This is a genomic window from Streptomyces erythrochromogenes, assembly GCF_040684695.1.
Lineage (GTDB): Bacteria > Actinomycetota > Actinomycetes > Streptomycetales > Streptomycetaceae > Streptomyces > Streptomyces erythrochromogenes_C.
In genome coordinates this window covers 61,324-83,406 of the sequence record NZ_JBFBGM010000002.1, presented here as the reverse complement: position 1 = coordinate 83,406, position 22,083 = coordinate 61,324, and the positions used below count along the sequence as shown (strand labels likewise).

Here is a 22,083-nt window from a genome sequence, read left to right as displayed (position 1 = left end):
ACGTACGGTTGACGCATGACGAGCATCAGTGGTGCGGAGATGGTCGACTGGAACCTCGCGGTGGCGACCGCGACCCGGCTGGTACGGCCCGGCCCGGAGGTGACCCGGGACGAGGCGCGGGCCGTCGTGGCCGAGCTGCGCGGGCACGCCAGGACCTCGGAACGGCACGTGCGCGAGTTCACCCGGATGATCCCCGAAGGGGCCGCCGTCCCCGACACCCCCGTCCTGGTCGTCGACCGGGCCGGCTGGGTCAAGGCCAACGTCGCCGGATTCCGGGAGCTGCTCATGCCGCTCCTCGGCAAGATGCAGGACCGCCGCGCGAGCGCCCCCGGCGGAGCCGTCCTCGGCGCGGTCGGCGGCAAGGTCACCGGCGTCGAACTCGGCATGCTGCTGAGCTTCCTGGCCTCCAGGGTCCTGGGCCAGTACGAGACCTTCGCGCCCGTCTCCCGCGACCTGCCGGCCTCCGCGGCGGGCGGGCGGCTGCTCCTCGTCGCCCCGAACATCGTGCACGTCGAGCGCGAGCTGGAGGTGGCGCCGCACGACTTCCGCCTGTGGGTCTGCCTCCACGAGGAGACGCACCGTACCCAGTTCACGGCCGTCCCGTGGCTGCGCGCCCACCTCGAAGGTGAAATCCAGACGTTTCTCGGCGCCACCGAGGTCGACCCGACGACGGTCCTCGAACGCATCCGGGAGGCCGCCCAGTCCTTCGCCGGAGCCCGCCCGGACGCCGAGCGCGGCGACGATGGCCGCTCCCTCGTCGAGCTCGTGCAGACCCCCGAGCAGCGCGAGATCCTCGCCCGCCTCACCGCCGTCATGTCCCTCCTGGAGGGCCACGCCGACTTCGTCATGGACGGCGTCGGCCCCCAGGTGGTCCCCTCGGTCGCCGAGATCCGCGAGAAGTTCCAGCAGCGCCGTGCCAGCGGCGCGGGCCGGCTCGACGCCGCCCTGCGCAAGCTGCTCGGCCTCGACGCCAAGCTGCGCCAGTACCGCGACGGCGAGCGCTTCGTGCGGGCCGTCGTCGGCCAGGTGGGCATGGACGGCTTCAACCGGGTCTGGACCTCCCCGAACACGCTGCCCACCAAGGCGGAGATCGACCGGCCCGCGGACTGGGTGGCCCGGGTCCACGGCAAGGGGAGCGAAGGGGGCGGGGAGAGCCGGGAGGGGTGACGCCGGGAGCACGGCCCGCCGCGGGCCGGCGGGCCCGTGTCGCACGGTCCCGCCGCGTCCCTCGCGTTCACCCGTGCCACACGTGACGGAGAGGCCTAAACATGTCTCACTGGGGGAAGCAGCATCACCCTTCCGAGGGACCGTGAGCCGTAGAAGGGCGTGCGATGCTCGGGGAACGGCTCGGCTCTGTCACCATCAACGCACTCTGAGTGACATCCTCTCCGTTTCGCGGGGGCGGCCGGGCGAGCGCCTCCCAGCACACCACCCGAAGCCTCCGAGGCATCCGAACTCCATCGAAGGGCACCGGACATGGGTCCCCATCCTGCGGTCGCGGCGATACGCCTGGCGGTCCGCCGCGTACTCCACGACGTCCTCACCGAGCTCACCGACCTCCCCCGGACCCCGTCCGGAGGTATCCCCCGTGCCGACCGTCGCACCGGCGCGGCCACCCCGCCACTCGTGCTCGTCGCCTGCTCCGGCGGCGCCGACTCCATGGCCCTCGCCTCGGCCCTCGCCTTCGAGGCCCCCAAACTCGGCATCCGGGCCGGCGGCATCACCGTCGACCACGGCCTGCAGGACGGCTCCGACCAGCGCGCCGCCGAGGTCGTCAGCCGCATGACCGCCCTCGGCCTCGACCCGGTGGAGTCCGTCGCCGTGCGCGTCGGCCGTGACGGCGGCCCCGAGGCCGCTGCCCGCGACGCCCGCTACGGCGCCCTGGACGACGCCGCGGACCGCCTCGGCGCCGCCGCCGTGCTGCTCGGCCACACCCGGGACGATCAAGCGGAAACCGTCCTGCTGGGACTCGCCCGCGGATCCGGCATCCGCTCGCTGTCCGGCATGCCCGAGGTCTCGGGAGGCCCCGGCGCCCCCGGCCGCGGTCCCGGCCGCAGCCACCGCTACCGCCGTCCCTTCCTCCAGGTCGACCGGCAGACCGCGCGCAAGGCGTGCATGGTCCAGTCCCTGGCCGTCTGGGACGACCCGCACAACATGGACCCGGCCTACACCCGCTCCCGGCTGCGCCACGAGGGACTGCCCGCCCTGGAGAAGGCGCTCGGCAAGGGCGTCGTCGAGGCCCTCGCCCGCACCGCCCAGCTCTCCCGCGACGACGCCGACGCCCTGGACGCCTGGGCCGCCGAGGCCGACCGCGGCGTACGCGACGAGGACGGCCGCTTGGAGTGCGCCAAGCTGTACGCCCTCCCCCCGGCCGTCCGCCGCCGGGTGCTGCGCAGGGCCGTCGTCGCCGCCGGTTCCCCCGCGGGCTCCCTCTTCGCCCGCCACATCGAGGAAGTCGACCGCCTCATCACCGGATGGCGCGGTCAGGGCGCCATCAACCTGCCCGGCCGGGTGGAGGCCCAGCGGCAGGGTGGCAGACTTGTCATCCGGCAGGGCTGATTGGTGCTGAAACACGGCTGAGTCCTCCGGGGGACACCCCGGAGCCCCGGCCGACAACGAAAGTGATGCGGGTGGACGAGAAGGACATGGGCAGCGACCTCCAGTCGGTGCTCATCACCAAGGAAGAGATCGACGCGAAGCTGGCCGAGCTGGCCGCGAAGATCGACGCGGAGTACGCGGGCAAGGACCTGCTCATCGTCGGCGTGCTCAAGGGCGCCGTCATGGTGATGGCGGACCTGGCGCGCGCCTTGTCCACCCCGCTCACCATGGACTGGATGGCGGTGTCCTCGTACGGCGCCGGAACCCAGTCCTCCGGTGTGGTGCGGATCCTCAAGGACCTGGACACCGACATCAAGGACAAGCACGTCCTGATCGTCGAGGACATCATCGACTCCGGTCTGACGCTGTCCTGGCTGCTGTCGAACCTGGGCTCCCGCCAGCCGGCCTCCCTGGAGGTCGTCACGCTGCTGCGCAAGCCCGAGGCCGCGAAGGTCGCGATCGACGTGAAGTGGGTCGGCTTCGACATCCCCAACGAGTTCGTCGTGGGCTACGGCCTCGACTACGCGGAGAAGTACCGCAACCTGCCGTTCGTCGGCACCCTCGCCCCGCACGTCTACGGCGGCTGACGCCGCCCCGCCCCCGGGATCCGCCGGTCCGGCCGGGGAACCTGGGGGCGATTCCCGCCGTTGGAGCAGGGGAAGGCGGGTCTGTCACCCGTCCCACGGGCCGCGGGTGACAATTCAGGGGTACATTCCGAAGAACAGTCTTTACTCACACAGCAGCATTTACCTACGGGCAGGAGGGACGGGGTGCCTGGCGCCCCGTATGGATGGACGTGAAGCGATACTTCCGTGGGCCGGTCATGTGGATCGTGCTGGCCGTCCTCGCCGTGGTCGTGTTGATGAATGTCGTCGGCTCCGGCGGCGGCTACAAGTCGGTGGACACCAGCGAGGTCATCAAGGCGATCAACACTGGCCAGGTGGAGACAGCCAAGCTGACCACCGGCGACAGCCAGATGATCAAGATCGAGCTGAGCGAAGGCCAGAAGCTCGGCAAGCACGACGGCACCAAGTTCCAGGCCAACTACATCGGGGATCAGGGCGTCCAGCTCGCCCAGAGCCTCCAGACCAAGTACGACGCCGGTCAGATCCCGGACGGGTACACCGTCACGCCGGACAAGACCAGCCCGTTCCTGAGCGTGCTGCTCTCGCTCCTGCCCTTCGTCCTCATCGTCGTTGTCTTCCTGTTCCTGATGAACCAGATGCAGGGCGGCGGCTCCCGAGTCATGAACTTCGGGAAGTCCAAGGCCAAGCTCATCACCAAGGACACCCCGAAGACCACGTTCGCCGACGTCGCGGGCTCGGACGAGGCCGTCGAGGAACTCCACGAGATCAAGGAGTTCCTCCAGGAGCCGGCGAAGTTCCAGGCCGTCGGCGCCAAGATCCCCAAGGGCGTGCTGCTCTACGGCCCGCCCGGCACCGGAAAGACCCTGCTGGCGCGCGCCGTCGCGGGCGAGGCCGGTGTCCCCTTCTACTCGATCTCCGGTTCCGACTTCGTCGAGATGTTCGTCGGTGTCGGTGCCTCGCGTGTCCGTGACCTGTTCGAGCAGGCCAAGGCCAACGCCCCGGCGATCGTCTTCGTCGACGAGATCGACGCCGTCGGCCGGCACCGCGGTGCGGGCCTCGGCGGCGGCCACGACGAGCGCGAGCAGACCCTCAACCAGCTGCTCGTCGAGATGGACGGCTTCGACGTGAAGGGCGGCGTCATCCTGATCGCCGCCACGAACCGGCCCGACATCCTCGACCCGGCGCTCCTGCGCCCGGGCCGCTTCGACCGGCAGATCGCGGTCGACCGTCCCGACATGCAGGGCCGTCTGGAGATCCTCAAGGTCCACCAGAAGGGCAAGCCGGTCGCCCCGGACGTCGACCTCTCGGCCGTCGCCCGTCGCACCCCCGGCTTCACCGGTGCCGATCTCTCCAACGTCCTGAACGAGGCCGCGCTCCTCACGGCCCGCTCGGACAAGAAGCTGATCGACAACCACATGCTGGACGAGGCGATCGACCGCGTCGTGGCGGGCCCGCAGAAGCGGACCCGGATCATGTCGGACCGCGAGAAGAAGATCACCGCGTACCACGAGGGCGGACACGCCCTGGTCGCGGCGGCCTCGCCGAACTCCGACCCGGTCCACAAGATCACGATCCTGTCCCGCGGCCGGGCCCTGGGCTACACCATGGTCCTGCCCGACGAGGACAAGTACTCCACCACGCGCAACGAGATGCTCGACCAGCTGGCGTACATGCTGGGCGGGCGCGCGGCCGAGGAGCTGGTCTTCCACGACCCGACCACGGGCGCGGCGAACGACATCGAGAAGGCCACCGCCACGGCGCGGGCCATGGTCACGCAGTACGGCATGACCGAGCGTCTCGGTGCGATCAAGTTCGGCGGCGACAACACCGAGCCGTTCCTGGGCCGCGAGATGTCGCACCCGCGGGACTACTCGGAAGAGGTCGCGGCGCTGGTCGACGAAGAGGTCAAGAAGCTCATCGAGACCGCGCACAACGAGGCCTGGGAGATCCTCGTCGAGAACCGCGACGTCCTCGACAACCTGGTCCTCGCGCTGCTGGAGAAGGAGACGCTGGGCAAGGAGGAGATCGCCGAGATCTTCTCGACCATCGTCAAGCGTCCGGCCCGCCCCGCGTGGACCGGATCCTCCCGCCGCACCCCCTCCACCCGCCCGCCGGTGCTCTCCCCCAAGGAGCTGCAGCTGACGAACGCCGCGAACGGCACGTCCGCCGTCGCGCCGGTCTCCACGGAGAAGGGCATCGAGGTGGCCCCGGAGGACCGCCCCGAGTAACCGGAGGGTCACCCCACCCGGAATGGAAGCCGCGCCCCCCAGGTTCTAGCCTGGGGGGCGCGGCACATTTGTACGACCGCGCGTGCGGACAGGAACGAGGATGAGATGACCGACCCAGTGACCCTGACCGGTGACGAGGGCAGGATCGGCGAGTTCGACGAGAAGCGCGCGGAGGCAGCGGTCCGCGAACTCCTGATCGCGGTCGGCGAGGACCCGGACCGCGAGGGCCTCCTGGAAACCCCGGCGCGCGTGGCGCGCTCGTACCGGGAGATATTCGCCGGCCTGTACCAGAAGCCCGAAGAGGTCCTGACGACGACGTTCGACCTGGGCCACGACGAGATGGTCCTCGTGAAGGACATCGAAGTCATGAGCTCGTGCGAACATCACCTGGTCCCCTTCCACGGGGTGGCGCACGTCGGCTACATCCCGTCCACCGACGGCAAGATCACCGGCCTGTCGAAGCTGGCCCGCCTCGTGGACGTGTTCGCCCGCCGCCCCCAGGTGCAGGAGCGCCTGACCACGCAGATCGCGGACTCCCTGATGGAGATCCTGGACCCGCGCGGGGTCATCGTGGTCATCGAGTGCGAGCACATGTGCATGACCATGCGCGGGGTCCGCAAGCCCGGCGCCAAGACCATCACCTCGGCGGTCCGCGGCCAGCTCCGCGCCCCGGCCACCCGCAACGAGGCGATGAGCCTGATCATGGCCCGCTGACCGGTACAGGTACCGGCCCCGCCCGGCTCAGGCCCGGGCGGGGGTTTCCGCGGTGGGGTCCTCGTCCTCGGGGAGTTTCAGGACGCGCTCCAGGAACAGGGCGGCGGCGATGACCGCGATGCCCGCGAGGACCGAGAAGCCGGCGTACCAGGCCTGGTCGCGGCGGGCCGGGACGTCGAGGGCGTCCGTCAGCAGGAAGACCCCCACACCGCCGTACATGCCCGCCACGAGCGCGGCCACCAGGGCGCTGGCCTGTCCGAAGACCACCGCGCGGGCCGCCATCAGCGGCTCCACGCCCTTCGCGCCCGGGCGGCGCTCCCGCTGGGCCTTGAGCCGGGCCCTCAGGGACAGCGCCGTGGCCAGCAGCACCACGGCGATGGCCCCCAGGACGATCGGCGCGGCCAGCGGAACGCCCGGCAGGGTGCCGTACGCGTTCCACAGCCGGGCGCCGGCCCAGGACAGGACCCCGGCGACCACGAAGATGCCCGCCAGGATCCCCGGCCTCAGTTGCTTCACTTGCCCGCTCCCCGCCTTGCGCACCGTCCGTCAGCAGTCCACAGGCTAACGACTACTCCGGGAGGTGGAGTTCCAGGTCGGGGCGCGGCGTGACGCCGCCCAGACCGATTCCGGCCAGGAGGGTGGAGACCGGGCCGCGGCCCGGGAGCTGGGCCTCCGGGTCGATGTCGTGCCAGGGGGCCAGCACGAAGGCGCGCTGGTGGGCGCGGGGGTGCGGCAGGGTGAGGACCGGGTCGTCGGAGACGCGGTCGGCGTACGCGACGATGTCGACGTCGATCGTGCGCGGGCCCCAGCGCTCCTCGCGGACGCGGTCGAAGGCCTCCTCGACGGCGTGCGCGCGCTCCAGGAGCGAGGACGGCGGCAGGGTGGTCTTCACGGCGACGACCGCGTTGAGGTACGCGGGCTGCGAGCCGGGCTCGACGCCCCACGGCTCGGTCTCGTAGACGGGGGAGACGGCCTTGATCCGCATGCCCGGGGTGTCTCCGAGGGCGTCGATGGCGCCCTGCAGGGTCTCCAGGCGGTTGCCCAGGTTCGCGCCGAGCGCGATGACGGCCCATTTCGGGTTGGACAGGGTGACGTCCGCCGCGTCGACCGCTTCCACGACGGAGGCGGGTACAGGCTGGACGGTGGGGTCGCTCTGGGCGTTCAGTCCGTTGTTCATGCGCGGCTCCGGGTGATCGTGATGGTCACGTCGTCGAAGGGGACGGTGATGGGCGCGTCCGGCTTGTGGACGACGACCTCCACCTGTGCGACCGCTTCGTGCTTGAGGCACTGCTGGGCGATTCGCTCGGCCAGGGTTTCGATCAGGTCGACGGGTTCACCCTGGACGACGTCGACGACCTCTTCGGCTACTACCCCGTAATGCACGGTCTTCGCCAGGTCGTCCCCGGCCGCGGCGGGGCGGGTGTCGAGGTGCAGCACGAGGTCGACGATGAAGGTCTGGCCCTCCTCGCGTTCCCGGGGGAAGACGCCGTGGTGCCCGCGAGCCTTGAGGCCGCGCAGCGCGACACGATCCACGCGAATCACTCCTGCTTTCGTAGGTGCTTGCGGTCCCGGTGCTCCCCGGGGCCATGGGCCTGCGCCGAGTGCGGTCGGCGTCGTCCGACTTCGAATTTACCTGCGAAACAGTCGGGTACCCGCCGTAGGGGTCAGGAGGAGGGGTCCTCGTCGTCCTCGTCGGACTCCGTGAGGACGGGAGAACCGTGGTGGGACCACAGGCGCCAGCCCTCGGATGTGCGTCGGAACACATTCGTGGCGACGACCAGCTGGCCGACGAGCGGGCCGAGCTCCCCGCCGTCCTCGGCGGGGCCGCCGCTGAGGATGTTCTCCGTGCACGTCACCAGTGCCGTGTCGCCTATGACGGCCACCTTGGTGTCGGTGAGGAAGAACTGGATGTACTCGGTGTGGGACATGATCAGCGCGTACGAGCGCAGTACCTCGCCGCGGCCCGAGAGCACCGGCCAGCCGGGGTGCACGCAGGAGATCTCGTCCTCCAGCCAGAGCGCCGACAGAGCGTCGAAGTCCCCCCGCTCCATTGCCTCGTAGAAGGCCGTGTTGACCTCTTCGACCGCTTCGATGTCGGTTCTGCTCACTGTTCTCCTTGTCGGTCGATGAGGGTCAGAGTGCCCCTTCCACGGCGCGGGCCACCCGAACCGCGTCGGCGGTCGCGCGTACCTCGTGGACCCGTACGGCCCAGGCGCCCTGGTGCGCGGCGATCGCGGAGACGGCGGCCGTGGCGGCGTCGCGTTCGCGGGCCGGCGGCGGGGTCGCGTCGGTCCCGCCGGCCAGGACCCGGCCGAGGAAGCGCTTGCGCGAGGCGGCGACCAGCAGCGGGAAGCCGAGGGCGCGCAGGTCGGCCAGGTGCGCGAGCAGGGCCAGGTCGTGCTCGGCGTTCTTGGCGAAGCCGAGGCCGGGGTCGACGACGAGCCGCTCGGGGGCGATGCCGCCGGCGACGACGGCGTCGATCCGGGTCCGCAGCTCGGCGGTGACCTCGGCGATCACGTCGTCGTAGACGGCGAGGCTGTTCATGTCGGCGCTGAAGCCGCGCCAGTGCATGACCACGAAGGGGACCTCGGCGGCGGCGACGGCCGGGATCATGCCGGGGTCGGCGAGGCCGCCGCTGACGTCGTTGACCAGCGTGGCGCCGGCGTCGACGGCCCGGGCGGCGACGGCCGCGCGCATGGTGTCGACGGAGACGGTGACGCCCTCGGAGGCCAGGCCGCGCACGACGGGGACGACGCGGCGCAGCTCCTCCTCCTCGTCGACGCGGGAGGCGCCGGGGCGGGTGGACTCGCCGCCGACGTCGACGAGGTCGGCGCCCTCGGCGACGAGGTCGAGCCCGCGCTTGACGGCGGCGGTGGTGTCGAACCAGCGGCCGCCGTCGGAGAAGGAGTCGGGGGTCACGTTGACGACGCCCATGACCGCGCAGCGGTCCCATTCCGGCAGACCTGCGACCCGGCCCCTGCCGGTGGCTCCGCGCTTCGTGTTCATGGGTCAAGGGTAGGGCTGACCTGGATATGACAGCCCCTGCGGCGGTCCGGTGACGCTCACCGCACCCGCCCCGGCCGGTCCGCGGGACCCCGCCGGGGTACGTCGAAGGCCCGGCCCGGGTACGCCGAAGGCCCGGCCGGGGGGACCGGCCGGGCCTTCGGGGGTGTCGCGGGAAGGGCGGGACTACGCGGCCTGGACCTCGCGCTCGGCCTGCTTCGGGACGGCCGCCACCAGGTTGTGCGAGCAGGTGCGGACCGGCTTGGGACGGCGGCGGCTGGCGAACAGGCGCGGCAGGGCCAGCGTCACGAAGCCCTCGGCCTGCATCGCCGCGAAGCCGATGCGGGGCAGGTCGCGGGTGGTGCGGAAGACCACGAAGCGGGGCTCCCAGCGGGGGCGGAACTTCGCGTTGAACTTGTACAGCGACTCGATCTGGAACCAGCGGGAGAGGAAGACCAGCAGGCTGCGCCACATCCGCAGGACGGGACCGGCGCCGATCTTCTCGCCGCGGGCCAGCGCCGAGCGGAACATCGCGAAGTTCAGGGAGACCTTCTCGATGCCGAGGGCCGGGGAGGCCTCCAGGGAGGCGACGATCAGCAGCTCGTTCATGCCGGGGTCGGCGCCGCGGTCGCGGCGCATCAGCTCCAGCGACATGCCGTCCTTGCCCCACGGCACGAAGTGCTGGATGGCCTTCAGGTCGCCGAAGGGGCTGGTGTCGCCCTCCTCGACGCGGTGCGCGGTGGCGATGAAGCAGTCGCCGTCGCCCGGGTCGCCGACCCGGCCCAGGGCCATCGAGAAGCCGCGCTCGGTGTCGGTGCCGCGCCAGGCCTCGGCCGCGCCGCGGACCTGCTCCAGCTCCTGCTCGGTCAGCTCGCTGACCCGGCGGACCTTGGTGGTGTAGCCGTTGCGCTCGATGCGCTTCACCATCTGGCGGACATTGCGCATGGCTCGGCCCGAGAGGGAGAAGTCTTTGACATCGACAATCGCCTCGTCACCCAGCTCCAGGGCGTCGAGACCGGTCTCGCGGGTCCAGACCTCGCCGCCGGTCTCGCTGCAGCCCATGACGGCCGGGGTCCAGGAGTGGGCCTTGGCCTCCTCCATGAACCGCTCGATCGCGCCCGGCCACGCCTCGACGTCGCCGATCGGGTCGCCGGAGGCGAGCATCACGCCGGAGACGACGCGGTAGGTGACGGCGGCCTTGCCGCTGGGGGAGAAGACGACGGCCTTGTCGCGGCGGAGCGCGAAGTGGCCGAGGGAGTCGCGGCCGCCGTGCCTGGCGAGCAGCTCGCGCAGCTTGCCCTCGTCGTCGACGGTGAGTCGGGCGGCCGGGTGCTCGGGGCGGAAGGCCAGGTAGATGGTGGTGAGGGCGGTCAGCATGCCGAGGGCGCCGAGGGAGTAGCCCACGGTCCAGGAGACCCGGCCGGCGTAGTCGACGGGGCCCTCGAAGCCGAAGAGCCCGTACACGACGTGGGTGATCTGCTCGTACAGGCCCGGGTTGCCGACGACCTTGCCCGGGTGGACGTTGACGATGACCAGGCCCAGGCCGATGGAACCGGCGCTCATGAGGACGAAGTTCGCGAGCGCCTTCCAGCGGCTGCGCGGGTCCGGCAGCGCCTTGAATTCACTCTGGTGGCGCAGGAGCAGCGCGAGGAGCACCGCAGCGATGACCACGCCGATGATCGAGTGGCGGTACGTGAACTGCGCGGCCGCGCCCGCGGGCAGCAGGACGACGGCGGCCCGCCAGGCGCGCCGCTTGTGCCGCTTGAGGCCGTGGGCGAGCAGCAGGAGCAGGACGCCCGCACTGATGGACATGGCGGCCGCGAACGGGCCCAGGGACCCCGGCAGCACCTCGGTGACCGCGTGGATCCGGCTGTGCCGGAAGCGCGGGAAGACACCCGCCGCGATGTCCAGAAGGCCGACGATCATGACGGCCGTACCTACCAGGCCGGGCACCGCCTCCGGCTGTGGACCTCGGAGGATTCGGCGGACCCTGCTCGGAACCTGTCCCGACTTATCGCCATCTATCCTGCTAGACATCGCTTCCCGTTGCTCCGCGAGAGATCATGTGGCCGAAGGCCGCGACAGCCTCCGGTGTGTGGTGCGTCCCTTAGGACGACATCGACGGACAGCGGGTTCACTCTTCCGTCGGAAATTTCCAGTCCTGCCATCAGAAAGTCGACTGACTGCTCATGGGTCTCACCAGTAATACGGTCCTGGCGCTGGCCGTCCTCGCCGGTGTGCTGCTGTTCGCGGCCACCATCTGGTTCTGGCCGAAGCTCTCCGGCCGCACCTGGCGTGCGTTCGCCGGCCGTGTCGGGCTCCTGCTGGCGACCCAGCTGGCGCTGTTCTCGGCCGTGGGGCTCGCGGCCAACAAGTCCTTCCTGTTCTACGGTTCCTGGGCCGACCTGTTCGGCCAGGAGACGTCCATGGGCAAGGTCGTCGACCACTCGATGAGCAGCAAGGACATCAAGGTCGTCGACAAGCAGAAGCTGGACGTGCCCGGCGGTGCCAAGCCCCAGGTGGGCGGTCAGATCCTGAAGGTCGCCATATCCGGGCAGAAGTCGAAGATAACGAGCCCCGGCTACGTGTGGCTCCCGCCGGAGTACTTCCAGCCGCAGCACAAGGACGAGAACTTTCCGGCGTCCGTCGTCCTGACCGGCTACCCGGGCACCGCCGAGAACCTGATCAAAGGGCTCGACTACCCGATGAAGGCCTTCAGCCTGTCCAAGTCGGGCAAGATGAAGCCGATGATCCTGGTCATGCTGCGCCCGACGGTGGCGCCGCCGCGCGACACCGAGTGCGTCGACATCCCCGGTGGCCCGCAGACCGAGACCTTCTTCGGGGTGGACCTCCCGCAGGCCATCCAGGACACCTTCCGGGTCGGCAAGAAGCCCGAGAACATGGGCTTCATCGGCAACTCCACGGGCGGCTACTGCGCCCTGAAGATCGCCGCGCACTACCCGCAGACCTTCGGTGCCGCCGCGGGTCTGTCCGCGTACTACGACGCTCCCGACGACCCGACGACCGGCGACCTCTTCCACGGCGACGAGAAGCTGAAGAAGCGCGCGGACATCCTGCACGTCATGGAGAACAAGAAGCCGGCCGGTACGTCCTTCCTCGTCACCAGCAGCGAGAAGGGCGAGCCGAACCTCGCGGACACCAAGAAGTTCATCAAGAAGGTGCAGGGCCCGGACCGGGTCTCGTCCATCATCCTCGACAGCGGCGGCCACAACTTCAACACGTGGCGCCGTGAGATCCCGCCGATGCTGGTGTGGATGAGCGGCCGCATCCAGGCCTGACGGCCGTGCGGTGCGACGGCAGGAGCAGGGGTCCGACCGGCAGGTCGGGCCCCTTTCTCATGCCCGCCTCCTCATGCCCGCCTCCTCATGCCCGCCGCCCGCTCACGCGTCCTGCAACTCGGCGCGGCGCAGCGCCCGGTGGACGCCCTCGGGCGTCAGTACGCCGGCCAGCTCGCCAGTGTCCGGGTCCGTGACGCCGATCCGGCCCGAGTCCTCCTGGAGCAGTGCGGCGAGCGCCTCGCGCAGCGTCGCGCCGAGTTCCACCGAGGCGCCGGGCGCGGCTCCGTCGGCCGGTGCCAGGTCGTCGGCCCCCAGGGTGGTGACGGCGAGCCGCTTGAGCCCCCGGTCGGCGCCGACGAAGGAGGCCACGTAGGGGGTGGCCGGGGCTCCGAGCACCGCCGCCGGGCGGTCGAACTGCTCGATGGTGCCCGTCCCGTAGACCGCGATGCGGTCGCCGAGCCGGATCGCCTCCTCCAGGTCGTGCGTGACCAGCAGGATCGTCTTGCGGACGGTCTTCTGCAGGGTCAGGAACTCGTTCTGGAGCCGCTCGCGCACCACCGGGTCCACCGCGCCGAAGGGCTCGTCCATCAGCAGTACCGGCGGATCGGCGGCCAGCGCGCGGGCCACGCCGACGCGCTGGCGCTGCCCGCCCGACAGCTGCTCCGGGTACCGGCTCCCGTACACCGACGGGTCCAGTCCGACCAGTTCGAGCAGCTCGGCCGCGCGGGCGCGGGCCGCGGCCCTGGGGGTGCCGGTCAGCTGCGGCACGGTCGCGGTGTTCTCCAGCACGGTCTTGTGCGGGAAGAGCCCGACCTGCTGGATGACGTAGCCGATGCGGCGGCGCAGCTCGACCGGGTCGGCGGCCGCGATGTCCTCGCCGCCGAGCAGGATCCGGCCGGAGGTCGGGTCGATGAGCCGGTTGACCATCTTCATCGTGGTCGTCTTGCCGCAGCCGGACGGTCCGACCAGCGTGACCAGCTCTCCCTCCGCGACCTCGAAGGACAGGTCCTCGACGGCCGTCGTCCCGTCGGGGTAGCGCTTGGTCACATGCTCGAATCGGATCACGGACCCATCTTTCCTCACCGGCGGCGCCCGAATGTGAAGGGCGTGTTGCCCCCGTGCGAAGGATTCCGGCCACGGGCGGTGATGGAGGTTAGGGTCGTTCGAGGCCGGACGATCGAGCATGTGTACGTTTGAGGACGGGGGGTGAGGCGCGTGGCGGGACAGAACTGCCTGGTGGCGAACGACTGGATCTGCTGGGACTACGTCACCTCCCGCTCCCGGGAACTCACCGACGCCACCGTCGAGCACGTGTGGATCACCGGCGTGTCCGTCCTGATCGGCCTGGTCGTGGCCGTGCCGCTCGCCCTGCTGGCCCGGCGCGGCCGGCGCTGGTCGGCGTCCGTGCTGACCTTCACCACGTTGCTCTACACGGTCCCCTCGCTGGCCATGTTCTCCCTGCTGCTGCCCGTCTTCGGGCTCTCGGCGGCGCTGGTCGTGACCGGTCTGGTGCTGTATTCGCTGACCATCCTGGTCCGCAACGCGCTGGCCGGCCTGGAGGCCGTCCCCGAGGAGGTGCGGGAGGCCGCGCGCGGCATGGGCTACGGGCCGGGGCGGCTGCTGTGGCAGGTGGAACTGCCGCTGGCGCTGCCCGCGCTGCTGGCCGGCGTACGGATCGCCACGGTCTCGACGATCGCGCTGACCACGGTCGGCTCCATCGTGGGCAAGGGCGGCCTGGGCAACCTCATCGCGCCCGCGGTGAGCAGCTCCTTCAAGGCGCAGGTCCTCACCGCCTCGGTGCTGTGCGTGCTGCTGGCGCTCGTCGCGGACCTGCTGCTGCTCGGCCTGCAGCGGCTGCTCACGCCGTGGACCCGGGCCGGCGGCCGGCCCTCCGGCCGGGGTAAGGGGGCCTGAGGGCATGGGTGCGGTGACAGGAGCCTGGGACTGGCTCGCGAACGGTGCCAACTGGTCCGGGGAGAACGGCGTCTGGCACCGGCTCGGCGAGCACGTCTACGTCAGCGGGATCGCCCTGGCGATCGCCTGCGCGATCGCGCTGCCGGTCGGCCTGTACCTCGGCCACCTCGGCCGGGGCGGCACCCTCGCCGTCAACGTCTCCAACATGGGCCGGGCCGTTCCCGTCTTCGCCGTGCTGGCGCTCTTCATGGTCTCCCCGCTGCGCAACGCGGGGTACCTGCCCACGGTGGCCGCGCTCGTGCTGTTCGCCGTCCCGCCGCTGCTGACCAACGCCTACGTCGGCATGCGCGAGGTGGACCGTTCGGTGGTGGAGGCCGCCCGCGGCATGGGCATGTCCGGCGGGCAGCTCTTCTGGCGGGTGGAACTCCCGCTCGCGCGCGGCCTGGTGATGACCGGGCTGCGTTCGGGTTCCGTACAGGTCATCGCCACCGCCACGATCGCCGCCATGGTCGGGCAGGGCGGTCTCGGCCGGATCATCACCGCCGGCTTCAACACCTACAACACCCCGCAGGTCGTCGCCGGGGCCCTGCTCGTGGCCGCCCTGGCCCTGCTGGTGGAGGGCGTGCTGGTGGCGGCGGACCGGCTGCTGCCCCGGGCCGGCGCCCACCGCTGATCCACGTCCGATGCACGTCCCCCCCTTTTTTCGAACGGTGAGAACGGAGCTACTCCATGACCAAGACCACGCGCGTCCTCGGCGCGTCCCTGGGCGCCCTGGCCCTGACGGTGTCGCTGGCCGCGTGCGGCGGTGACAGCCTGGAGAAGAGCAAGGACGGCGGCGCCGCCGCTCCGGCCGCGGAGGGCAAGGGCAGCCTGGTGATCGGCGCGGCCGGGTTCACCGAGTCGAACGTGCTGGCGGAGCTGTACGCGCAGGTCCTGAAGGACGCGGGCTACAGCACGTCCGTCAAGACGGTCAACAACCGCGAGCTGTACGAGCCGTCGCTGGAGAAGGGCGAGATCGACGTCGTCCCGGAGTACGCGGCCACGCTCGCGGAGTTCCTGAACGCCAAGGTGAACGGGCCGAAGGCGCCCGAGGAGAAGCCGGTCGCGTCGAGCGACGTCGCCGCGACGGTGGCGGGCCTGGAGAAGCTCGCGGCGCCGCTCGGGCTCAAGGTGCTGCCCGCGGGCTCGGCGGTCGACCAGAACGCATTCGCGGTGACCAAGGAATTCGCCGAGAAGAACAACCTCAAGTCCCTTTCCGATCTTGGTAAGTCGGGGCTGAAGGTGAAGATCGCGGCGGGCGACGAATGCTCGGTCCGCCCCTTCTGCGGGCCGGGACTGACCAAGACGTACGGAATTCAAGTTTCCGGTATTGACCCGAAGGGCGTCGGCACCCCGCAGGCCAAGCAGGCGGTCAAGGACGGAGTCGACCAGCTCGTGCTCACCACGACCACGGACGCCACCCTGGACACCTTCGGCCTGGTCCTGCTGGAGGACGACAAGAAGCTCCAGAACGCCGACAACGTGCTGCCGGTGGTCAACGCCAAGGACGCCGGGGCGCCCGAGGTCGCGGCCGCGCTCGAGAAGCTGACCAAGGCGCTCACGACCGCCGACCTGGTCGACCTGAACCGCAAGGTGGACGCCGAGCGCGCCAAGCCGGCCGACGTCGCGAAGGCCTATCTGGAGTCCAAGGGCCTCGTGAAGAAGTAGTGCCTACTGGTTGATGGAGAAATGTGGGGTAACTGCCCGGGAACAGATTGCCGGGTGGGTACCCCACACGACCTCTACGCCCTGTAAATTTCAGGCCATGCCCCGTGGACGCCACCGCAATCCCGAACCCCTGCACCGGCTGCTCACGCCGACGGCCGTTGCCGGTGTATCCGTCACCAGCGCCGGCGCCGCCTGGCTGCTCGCCGGCCCCGACGACGCGACCGCGCTGAGGCTGCTCGTGGCGCTCGCCGCGGCCGCCGGGATCGCCGCCGCCGTCGTGATGCGCGCCTGGGACCGCAGTGCGGGCCGCCGGGTCGCGGAACTCGCCCGCGAGCGGGTCAAGGACGAGTGGCGCACCGACGAGCGCATAGCCGAGCTGGAGTCCGACCTCGAAGAGGCCCGGATGCTGCGGGCCAGGCTCGACGCCAAGCTGCGCGCCAAGCGCGTCGAACTGGCGGGCCTGCGGGGCGAGCACGCGGCGCTGCTGCGCCGGTACGCCACGGCCGAGACCGAGCGCGCCAGCGCCCTGGAGAAGCGCCGGCTGCTGGCCATCGAGGCCTCGTCGGCCGCGGCTCCGGCCGATCCCAAGCAGCTCCCGGCCGTCTCCGAGGAGCGCACCTCGGCGGGCGCGCCCACCTCGGTCGGCTACGCCCGGGCCCACGCGGCCATGGCGGCGCTGGCCCGCAAGGCGCAGGAGCGGGCGCTGCCCAAGGCACGGGCCGTGGGCGAGCTGCCCGTGGCCACCGCCGCCACCTCGGTCCCGGCCCGCCGCCCGGCGGCCGCCGTGGCCCCGTACGCGGCCCAGCGGCGCACGGCCTCCCGCGTCGAGGGCGGCTTCGACTTCTTCGGCACCAAGAACTCGGCGCAGGCCCGTGCGGCGATCGAGGCGGTCCAGAACGAGGACCTGGCCGACGTGGTGGGCGCCGAGGCGCTCGCCGTGCACAAGGCGGAGTCCGCGCAGCCGAGCACCGAGCCGGAGTTCAAGCCGCCGACCGACGAGACCCGCGCGGTGGGCCAGGTCATCGACCTGACGGCCCACGACGAGACCGAGCCGATCGACGTGGTGCGCCTGCGCACCGCGATCTCCTAGCCCCGCCGGTCAGGGGCTCCCGCCGGTCAGGGGCGGTAGGAGGCCACCAGCCGGGCCAGGTGCCGGCCCGCCACCAGGAGCGGGGTCCGGCTCTGCGTGACCTGCGCGGTCATCTCCGCGCCCTCCAGGGTGTTGACCACCGTGATCGCCAGGTCGCGGGCCTCCTGCTCGGGGTGGCCGGACGCCAAAAGCTTGGCGGCCACCAGCTCCTGCCAGTGGGCGAAGGCCCGGGCGCAGGCCGCCTGCAGGTCGGGGAGGCGGCCGACCGTCTCCAGGGCGGTGGCCGTCACCGGGCAGCCGTCGCGCCAGTCGGACGCCTCCAGGGCCTCCGCGAGCAGGCCGGTGACGGCCTCGACCGCCTCCGCCGGGTCCGGGCGGGCGTCGAGCCCCGCGCGCAGGAGCGCGGCGAACTCCTCGTCGCCGAAGTGGATCGCGGCCACCGCCAGTTCCTGCTTGCCGCCCGGGAAGAAGTGGTAGAGCGAGCCCAGGGTGGCCTCCGCCTCGCGGACGAGCTGCTTGACCGGGGTGTTCTCGTAGCCGCCGTGCTGCATGAGGCGGGACGCGGTGCGCACCAGCCGCTCGCGCGTCCCCAGCTCTGTCTTCGTCCCTGTCGCTGCCATGGCCGGATCCTACCCCGAGAATGGATAGAGCGCTCGTTCTAGCTCGGTGCCGCCTGTGTCACCCCGGCGCGGGCCGCGGGCGGCGGCTCAGAACAGCGGCAGCTGTCCCGGTACTTCGGACAGGACGAAGCCGTCCAGCGTCGGCGCGGAGGCGCCGAGCACCACCCGGGCCCGGGATCCGGGGCAGGACACCAGGTCGCCGCGGGAGGAGGGCGGGTCGTGGCGGGCGATGCGGCCCGCGGTGACGGCGCAGTCGCGGCCGCAGGCGGGGCAGGCCCGGCGGGGGGAGTGGGACATGCCGCCAAGTCTGCCCTGCCGCACCGACATCGGCAGGACCGCCCGGTCGGCCGGGGTCGCCCTGCGGCTACTTGTCGATGTCGCCGACGACGAAGAAGAGCGAGCCGAGGATCGAGACCATGTCCGCGACCAGCTGCCCCGGCAGCAGCACGGCCAGCGCCTGGATGTTGTTGTAGGAGGCGCTGCGCAGCTTCAGCCGGTACGGGGTCTTCTCGCCCTTGGAGACCAGGTAGTAGCCGTTGATGCCGAGCGGGTTCTCGGTCCAGGCGTAGGTGTGGCCCTCCGGCGCCTTCAGGACCTTGGGCAGGCGCTGGTTGACCGGACCCGGCGGGAGGTCGTCCATCCGGTCCAGGCAGGCCACGGCGAGGTCGAGGGAGTTGTGGGTCTGCTCCAGCAGGCACTCGAAGCGGGCCAGGCAGTCGCCCTCGGTGCGGGTGACCACCTTCAGCACGTCCTGGAGCTCGCCGTAGGCCAGGTACGGCTCGTCGCGGCGCAGGTCGAAGTCGACGCCGGAGGCACGGGCGATCGGGCCGGAGACCCCGTACGCGTGCACCGCCTCCGCGGACAGCACCCCGACGCCGCGGGTGCGGCCGCGGAAGATCTCGTTCCCGTGGACCAGCTTGTCGTAGACGTCCATCCGGGTGCGGACGTCCGCGATCGCGGCGCGGGCCCGGCCGAGCCAGCCGGCCGGGAGGTCCTCCTTCAGGCCGCCCACGCGGTTGAACATGTAGTGCATGCGGCCGCCGGAGATCTCCTCCATGACGGCCTGGAGCTCCTCGCGCTCGCGGAACGCGTGGAAGATCGGGGTGATGCCGCCCAGTTCGAGCGGGTACGACCCGAGGAACATCAGGTGGTTCAGCACCCGGTTCAGCTCGGCCAGCAGCGTCCGCATCCACACGGCCCGCTCGGGCACCTCCATGCCGAGCATCCGCTCGACCGCCATGACCACGCCGAGCTCGTTCGAGAACGCCGACAGCCAGTCGTGGCGGTTCGCGAGCATCACGATCTGCCGGTAGTCACGGGCCTCGAAGAGCTTCTCGGCACCGCGGTGCATGTAACCGACCACCGGTTCGGCGCTGGCGATCCGCTCGCCGTCCAGGACGAGGCGCAGGCGCAGCACGCCGTGCGTGGAAGGGTGCTGGGGGCCGATGTTGAGCACCATGTCGGTGCTCTCCGCCGCTCCGCCGATGCCGACCGTGGTCTCCGTCATGCGGGCATTGTCTCAGCCCTACGCTGGGGGGATGGATACGGGGACGAAGGGTGGGACGGGCGGGCCCGGCGGCGGGACGGCCGAGCCCGGCTGGGTCGGGCTGCCGGGCGGGCTGCTCACCCTGCGGCGGACGCTGCTCGTGGGCTGGTGCTGCCTGCTGGCGGTGGCGACCGGGCTGCTGCTCGGCCTGCTCGTGGGGCCGGCGTGGGCGGCGGCGGGAGCGTTCTGGCTCGCCGCGGGGGCCTGGGGCTGGGTGCTCATCGGCCGCAACTGGCGGTCCTGGCGGTACGCCGAGCGCGCCGACGACCTGCTGATCAGCCGGGGGGTGCTGTGGCGGGAGCAGACCGTGGTCCCCTACGGCCGGATGCAGCTCGTCGAGGTCACCTCGGGACCGCTGGAGCGGCGCTTCGGCCTGGCCTCCCTCCAGCTGCACACGGCGGCGGCGGCCACCGACGCCCGGATCCCCGGGCTGGTGCCGGCCGAGGCGGAGCGGCTGCGGGACCGCCTCGCCGCCCTCGGCGAGGCAAGGTCGGCGGGCCTGTGACCCCCGGACGGGAGGGCGACGGGCCGGGTGCCCCGGGGCCGGCGGGCGGGCCCGGGGCTTCCGGTCCGGCCGGAGCCGGGCCGGGTGCTCCCGGGCCGGCGGGCGGCGCCGCGGGGGAGCCCGGCGGGCCGGGCCCGGCCGAGCGCCGGCTGCACCCCTTCACACCGCTGCGCCGCGCCTGGGTGCCGATCGCCGCTACCGTCGGCGTCCTCGCCCAGCAGGGCGACCGGGCGGCCCGCTGGGTGGCGGACCTGTCCACGGTCCTGCGGCTGGCCACCCTGGTCGGCGTGGTCCTGGTCTTCGGCGTGTACGGGTTCCTGAGCTGGTGGTTCACCCACTACGCGGTGACCGACACCGAACTGCGCATCCGCACCGGGCTGTTCTTCCGCCGTACCGCGCACATCCGGCTGGACCGGCTGCAGGCCGTGGACGTCACCCGGCCGCTACTGGCCCGGCTGACCGGAGTCGCCAGCCTGCGGCTCGACGTGATCGGCACCGAGGAGAAGGACCAGCTGTCCTTCCTCGGCGAGAAGGAGGCCGTCGCCCTGCGCGCCGAGCTCCTCGCCCGCGCCGCCGGCTTCGCCCCCGAGGAGGCGGTGCGTCTCGGCGAGGCCCCGCAGCGCGAACTGCTGCGGGTGACCCCGCGCGAGCTCGCCGTGTCGCTGGCGCTCAGCCTCGGCGTCTGGGCCGCGCTGGCCGGCGGCATCGTCGCACCGTTCTTCGTGTGGTGGATCAGCTCCAGCCCGTGGGCGGCCGTCGTCACCCTGCTCCCCATGCTGGGCGGGGTCTGGGCGGCCACCGTCGGCCGCTTCCTCACCGAGTACGACTGGCGGGTCGCCGAGTCCCCGGACGGGCTGCGCCTGGACCACGGGATGCTGGACCGGGCCCACGAGACCGTGCCGCCGGGCCGCGTGCAGACCGTACGGATCGTGGAGCCGCTGCTGTGGCGGCGCAGCGACCGGGTCCGCGTGGAGCTGGCCGTGGCCGGGTCGAAGAACGAGGTCCTGGTGCCGGTGGCCTCCCGGGCCGCCGCGTACGCCGTCATCGCCCGCGTCCTGCCCGGGGTGGACCTGGCGGGCCTGTCCTTCTCGGGCTCCCCGGACACCGGATCGCGCTGGGTGGTCCCGGTGTGGTGGAAGGGCTACGCCCTGGCGCTCTCCCCCGAGGTGTTCGCCGCCCGGCACGGCCGCCTGTGCCGGCGTACGGAGATCGTCCCGCACGCCAAGGTGCAGAGCGTCCGCTTCTCCCAGGGCCCGTGGGCCCGGGCCCGCGGCGTCGCCGACGTCCACGTGGACACCGGCGCGAACGCCACGGTCACCGCCCGGCTGCGGGAGGCCTCCGAGGCCGCGCGGCTCCTGCACGAGCAGGCCGCCCGCTCCCACACCTCCCGCGCGAGCGCCCGCCCGGACCGCTGGATGGCCGGCTCCGACCCGCAGGCCTGAGGCCCGCAGACCTGAGGCCCGCCGGGTGGCCGCCGGTGGGTCCCGGCAGTACGCTTTTTCCGCAATGTCGGGGGAGCGGCGTGCAGGGTGACGTGGTGAATGCCATCGACAAGGCCATCGCAGCGGAGGCCCACTGGCTGATGGGCCGGGTCATGCCCCGCAGGTTCCTGGGCGAGGTCCGCAAGCACCTCCACCACGTGGCGCCCGACCGCGAGGACGAGCTGATCGACGCGATCCGCGCGCGGTCGAAGGAGATCGCCGCCGCGGACGAGGACCTGGCCACCGACGGACCGTCGAAGGGCGCGCTGCTGATCGGCGCGGTGGTGCTCGCCGCCTTCGAGACCCTGCTGCCCCTGTTCGGCGGGGACCGCAACCGCACGATCCGCTATCTCCAGCACGCGATGACCCCGGTGCTCAGACGCCCCTACGACATGGCCTTCTCGGCCCTCAACGAGAGGGACGAACCGCTCGACAAGATCGAGAAGACCTGCCGCGTGATGGTGAAGCTCTACCCCGCCCGCTTCGAGTTCGACTTCCGGCGCCCGGAGCCGGGGCTCTTCGAGATGAACGTCCGGCGCTGCTTCTGGCGCGACTTCTTCGCCCGCCACGACGCCACGCCCGTCACGACGGTGATGTGCGCCTTCGACGTGAACTTCATGAAGGCGATCGACCCCGCGGTCAGCGGACTGCGCGCCGAGCGCACCTCCCTGCTGTCACTCGGCGACAGCAGCTGCCGCTTCGCCGTCCTGGAGACCGACGACCCCCTGGACGGCTACGGCGACGCGCTGGAGACGCGGTTCGGCGACGGCGGGGAGCGGGGCGGCTGAGGG

Annotated in this window: 23 protein-coding genes; 13 read left to right on the top strand and 10 right to left on the bottom strand. The window is 71.7% G+C overall.

What is annotated here, in order from left to right:
• The first annotated feature begins 15 nt into the window (after window positions 1-15).
• The 5 genes from AB0O53_RS04450 to folE all read left to right on the top strand — a co-directional run bounded on the left by AB0O53_RS04450 (window position 16) and on the right by folE (window position 6,127).
• Window positions 16-1,167, top strand: coding sequence for a zinc-dependent metalloprotease (locus AB0O53_RS04450; RefSeq protein ID WP_350989830.1), 1,152 nt, complete (start codon window positions 16-18; stop codon window positions 1,165-1,167).
• A gap of 309 nt (window positions 1,168-1,476) precedes the next feature.
• A complete protein-coding gene (gene tilS / locus AB0O53_RS04445; RefSeq protein WP_350989828.1) occupies window positions 1,477-2,559 on the top strand; it encodes a tRNA lysidine(34) synthetase TilS in 1,083 nt (360 codons plus the stop codon).
• Window positions 2,560-2,624: 65 nt separating this feature from the next.
• Entirely contained in the window at window positions 2,625-3,185 is a 561-nt protein-coding gene (gene hpt, locus AB0O53_RS04440; protein WP_030228417.1) for a hypoxanthine phosphoribosyltransferase, read from the top strand.
• 203 nt (window positions 3,186-3,388) lie between these two features.
• A complete protein-coding gene (gene ftsH, locus AB0O53_RS04435; protein ID WP_350989826.1) occupies window positions 3,389-5,413 on the top strand; it encodes an ATP-dependent zinc metalloprotease FtsH in 2,025 nt (674 codons plus the stop codon).
• Between the two features lie 105 nt (window positions 5,414-5,518).
• On the top strand, window positions 5,519-6,127 hold the full coding sequence (folE, locus tag AB0O53_RS04430; RefSeq protein ID WP_350989824.1) for a GTP cyclohydrolase I FolE: 609 nt from the start codon (window positions 5,519-5,521) through the stop codon (window positions 6,125-6,127).
• 27 nt (window positions 6,128-6,154) lie between these two features.
• Here folE and AB0O53_RS04425 read toward each other — a convergent pair whose 3' ends face one another.
• From AB0O53_RS04425 to AB0O53_RS04400, 6 genes are all read right to left on the bottom strand, one after another.
• Window positions 6,155-6,643: a DUF3180 domain-containing protein gene (locus AB0O53_RS04425; protein WP_365193203.1), complete on the bottom strand. Its 489-nt coding sequence runs from the start codon at window positions 6,641-6,643 to the stop codon at window positions 6,155-6,157.
• 52 nt (window positions 6,644-6,695) lie between these two features.
• Window positions 6,696-7,304, bottom strand: a complete 609-nt coding sequence (gene folK, locus AB0O53_RS04420; protein WP_350989820.1) for a 2-amino-4-hydroxy-6-hydroxymethyldihydropteridine diphosphokinase — start codon at window positions 7,302-7,304, stop codon at window positions 6,696-6,698.
• The gene (folB, locus tag AB0O53_RS04415) at window positions 7,301-7,660 is read right to left on the bottom strand and encodes a dihydroneopterin aldolase (RefSeq protein ID WP_030010912.1); all 360 of its coding nucleotides are present in this window, start codon (window positions 7,658-7,660) and stop codon (window positions 7,301-7,303) included. The genes folK and folB overlap by 4 nt, the downstream gene beginning before the upstream one ends.
• A 131-nt stretch (window positions 7,661-7,791) precedes the next feature.
• Window positions 7,792-8,235 carry a nuclear transport factor 2 family protein gene (locus AB0O53_RS04410; protein WP_365193201.1) on the bottom strand — a complete coding sequence of 148 codons (444 nt, stop codon included), beginning with the start codon at window positions 8,233-8,235 and terminating at the stop codon, window positions 7,792-7,794.
• A gap of 25 nt (window positions 8,236-8,260) precedes the next feature.
• Window positions 8,261-9,133 carry a dihydropteroate synthase gene (gene folP / locus AB0O53_RS04405; protein ID WP_435886588.1) on the bottom strand — a complete coding sequence of 291 codons (873 nt, stop codon included), beginning with the start codon at window positions 9,131-9,133 and terminating at the stop codon, window positions 8,261-8,263.
• A gap of 183 nt (window positions 9,134-9,316) precedes the next feature.
• Complete coding sequence (locus tag AB0O53_RS04400; protein WP_350989816.1) at window positions 9,317-11,167, bottom strand: phosphatidylglycerol lysyltransferase domain-containing protein; 1,851 nt, start codon at window positions 11,165-11,167, stop codon at window positions 9,317-9,319.
• Window positions 11,168-11,319: 152 nt separating this feature from the next.
• Here AB0O53_RS04400 and AB0O53_RS04395 point away from each other — a divergent pair, with 152 nt between their 5' ends.
• The gene (locus tag AB0O53_RS04395; protein WP_350989814.1) at window positions 11,320-12,429 is read left to right on the top strand and encodes an alpha/beta hydrolase; all 1,110 of its coding nucleotides are present in this window, start codon (window positions 11,320-11,322) and stop codon (window positions 12,427-12,429) included.
• Between the two features lie 102 nt (window positions 12,430-12,531).
• Here the strand turns inward: AB0O53_RS04395 and AB0O53_RS04390 are convergent, their stop codons facing one another.
• Window positions 12,532-13,494: an ABC transporter ATP-binding protein gene (locus AB0O53_RS04390; protein ID WP_365193198.1), complete on the bottom strand. Its 963-nt coding sequence runs from the start codon at window positions 13,492-13,494 to the stop codon at window positions 12,532-12,534.
• Between the two features lie 150 nt (window positions 13,495-13,644).
• Here AB0O53_RS04390 and AB0O53_RS04385 point away from each other — a divergent pair, with 150 nt between their 5' ends.
• From AB0O53_RS04385 to AB0O53_RS04370, 4 genes are all read left to right on the top strand, one after another.
• Window positions 13,645-14,343 (top strand): ABC transporter permease, encoded by a 699-nt coding sequence (locus AB0O53_RS04385; protein ID WP_365193196.1) that lies wholly within the window; start codon window positions 13,645-13,647, stop codon window positions 14,341-14,343.
• A 4-nt stretch (window positions 14,344-14,347) separates the two neighbouring features.
• Window positions 14,348-15,016, top strand: a complete 669-nt coding sequence (locus tag AB0O53_RS04380) for an ABC transporter permease (protein WP_365193194.1) — start codon at window positions 14,348-14,350, stop codon at window positions 15,014-15,016.
• Window positions 15,017-15,072: 56 nt separating this feature from the next.
• On the top strand, window positions 15,073-16,050 hold the full coding sequence (locus tag AB0O53_RS04375) for an ABC transporter substrate-binding protein (protein ID WP_350989806.1): 978 nt from the start codon (window positions 15,073-15,075) through the stop codon (window positions 16,048-16,050).
• Window positions 16,051-16,147: 97 nt separating this feature from the next.
• Entirely contained in the window at window positions 16,148-17,140 is a 993-nt protein-coding gene (locus tag AB0O53_RS04370; protein WP_350989804.1) for a hypothetical protein, read from the top strand.
• A 26-nt stretch (window positions 17,141-17,166) separates the two neighbouring features.
• On the opposite strand, the gene AB0O53_RS04365 is transcribed toward AB0O53_RS04370, so the two are convergent.
• From AB0O53_RS04365 to AB0O53_RS04355, 3 genes are all read right to left on the bottom strand, one after another.
• Entirely contained in the window at window positions 17,167-17,760 is a 594-nt protein-coding gene (locus AB0O53_RS04365; protein ID WP_350989802.1) for a TetR/AcrR family transcriptional regulator, read from the bottom strand.
• An 87-nt stretch (window positions 17,761-17,847) separates the two neighbouring features.
• A complete protein-coding gene (locus AB0O53_RS04360; RefSeq protein ID WP_350989801.1) occupies window positions 17,848-18,057 on the bottom strand; it encodes a hypothetical protein in 210 nt (69 codons plus the stop codon).
• A gap of 67 nt (window positions 18,058-18,124) precedes the next feature.
• On the bottom strand, window positions 18,125-19,267 hold the full coding sequence (locus AB0O53_RS04355; protein ID WP_350989799.1) for an NADH-quinone oxidoreductase subunit D: 1,143 nt from the start codon (window positions 19,265-19,267) through the stop codon (window positions 18,125-18,127).
• 31 nt (window positions 19,268-19,298) lie between these two features.
• Here AB0O53_RS04355 and AB0O53_RS04350 point away from each other — a divergent pair, with 31 nt between their 5' ends.
• From AB0O53_RS04350 to AB0O53_RS04340, 3 genes are all read left to right on the top strand, one after another.
• Window positions 19,299-19,811 carry a PH domain-containing protein gene (locus tag AB0O53_RS04350; RefSeq protein ID WP_350989797.1) on the top strand — a complete coding sequence of 171 codons (513 nt, stop codon included), beginning with the start codon at window positions 19,299-19,301 and terminating at the stop codon, window positions 19,809-19,811.
• Entirely contained in the window at window positions 19,808-21,253 is a 1,446-nt protein-coding gene (locus AB0O53_RS04345; RefSeq protein WP_435886587.1) for a PH domain-containing protein, read from the top strand. Before AB0O53_RS04350 ends, AB0O53_RS04345 begins: the two co-directional genes overlap by 4 nt.
• A 95-nt stretch (window positions 21,254-21,348) precedes the next feature.
• The gene (locus tag AB0O53_RS04340) at window positions 21,349-22,080 is read left to right on the top strand and encodes an L-2-amino-thiazoline-4-carboxylic acid hydrolase (protein ID WP_365193191.1); all 732 of its coding nucleotides are present in this window, start codon (window positions 21,349-21,351) and stop codon (window positions 22,078-22,080) included.
• The last annotated feature ends 3 nt before the right edge of the window (window positions 22,081-22,083 follow it).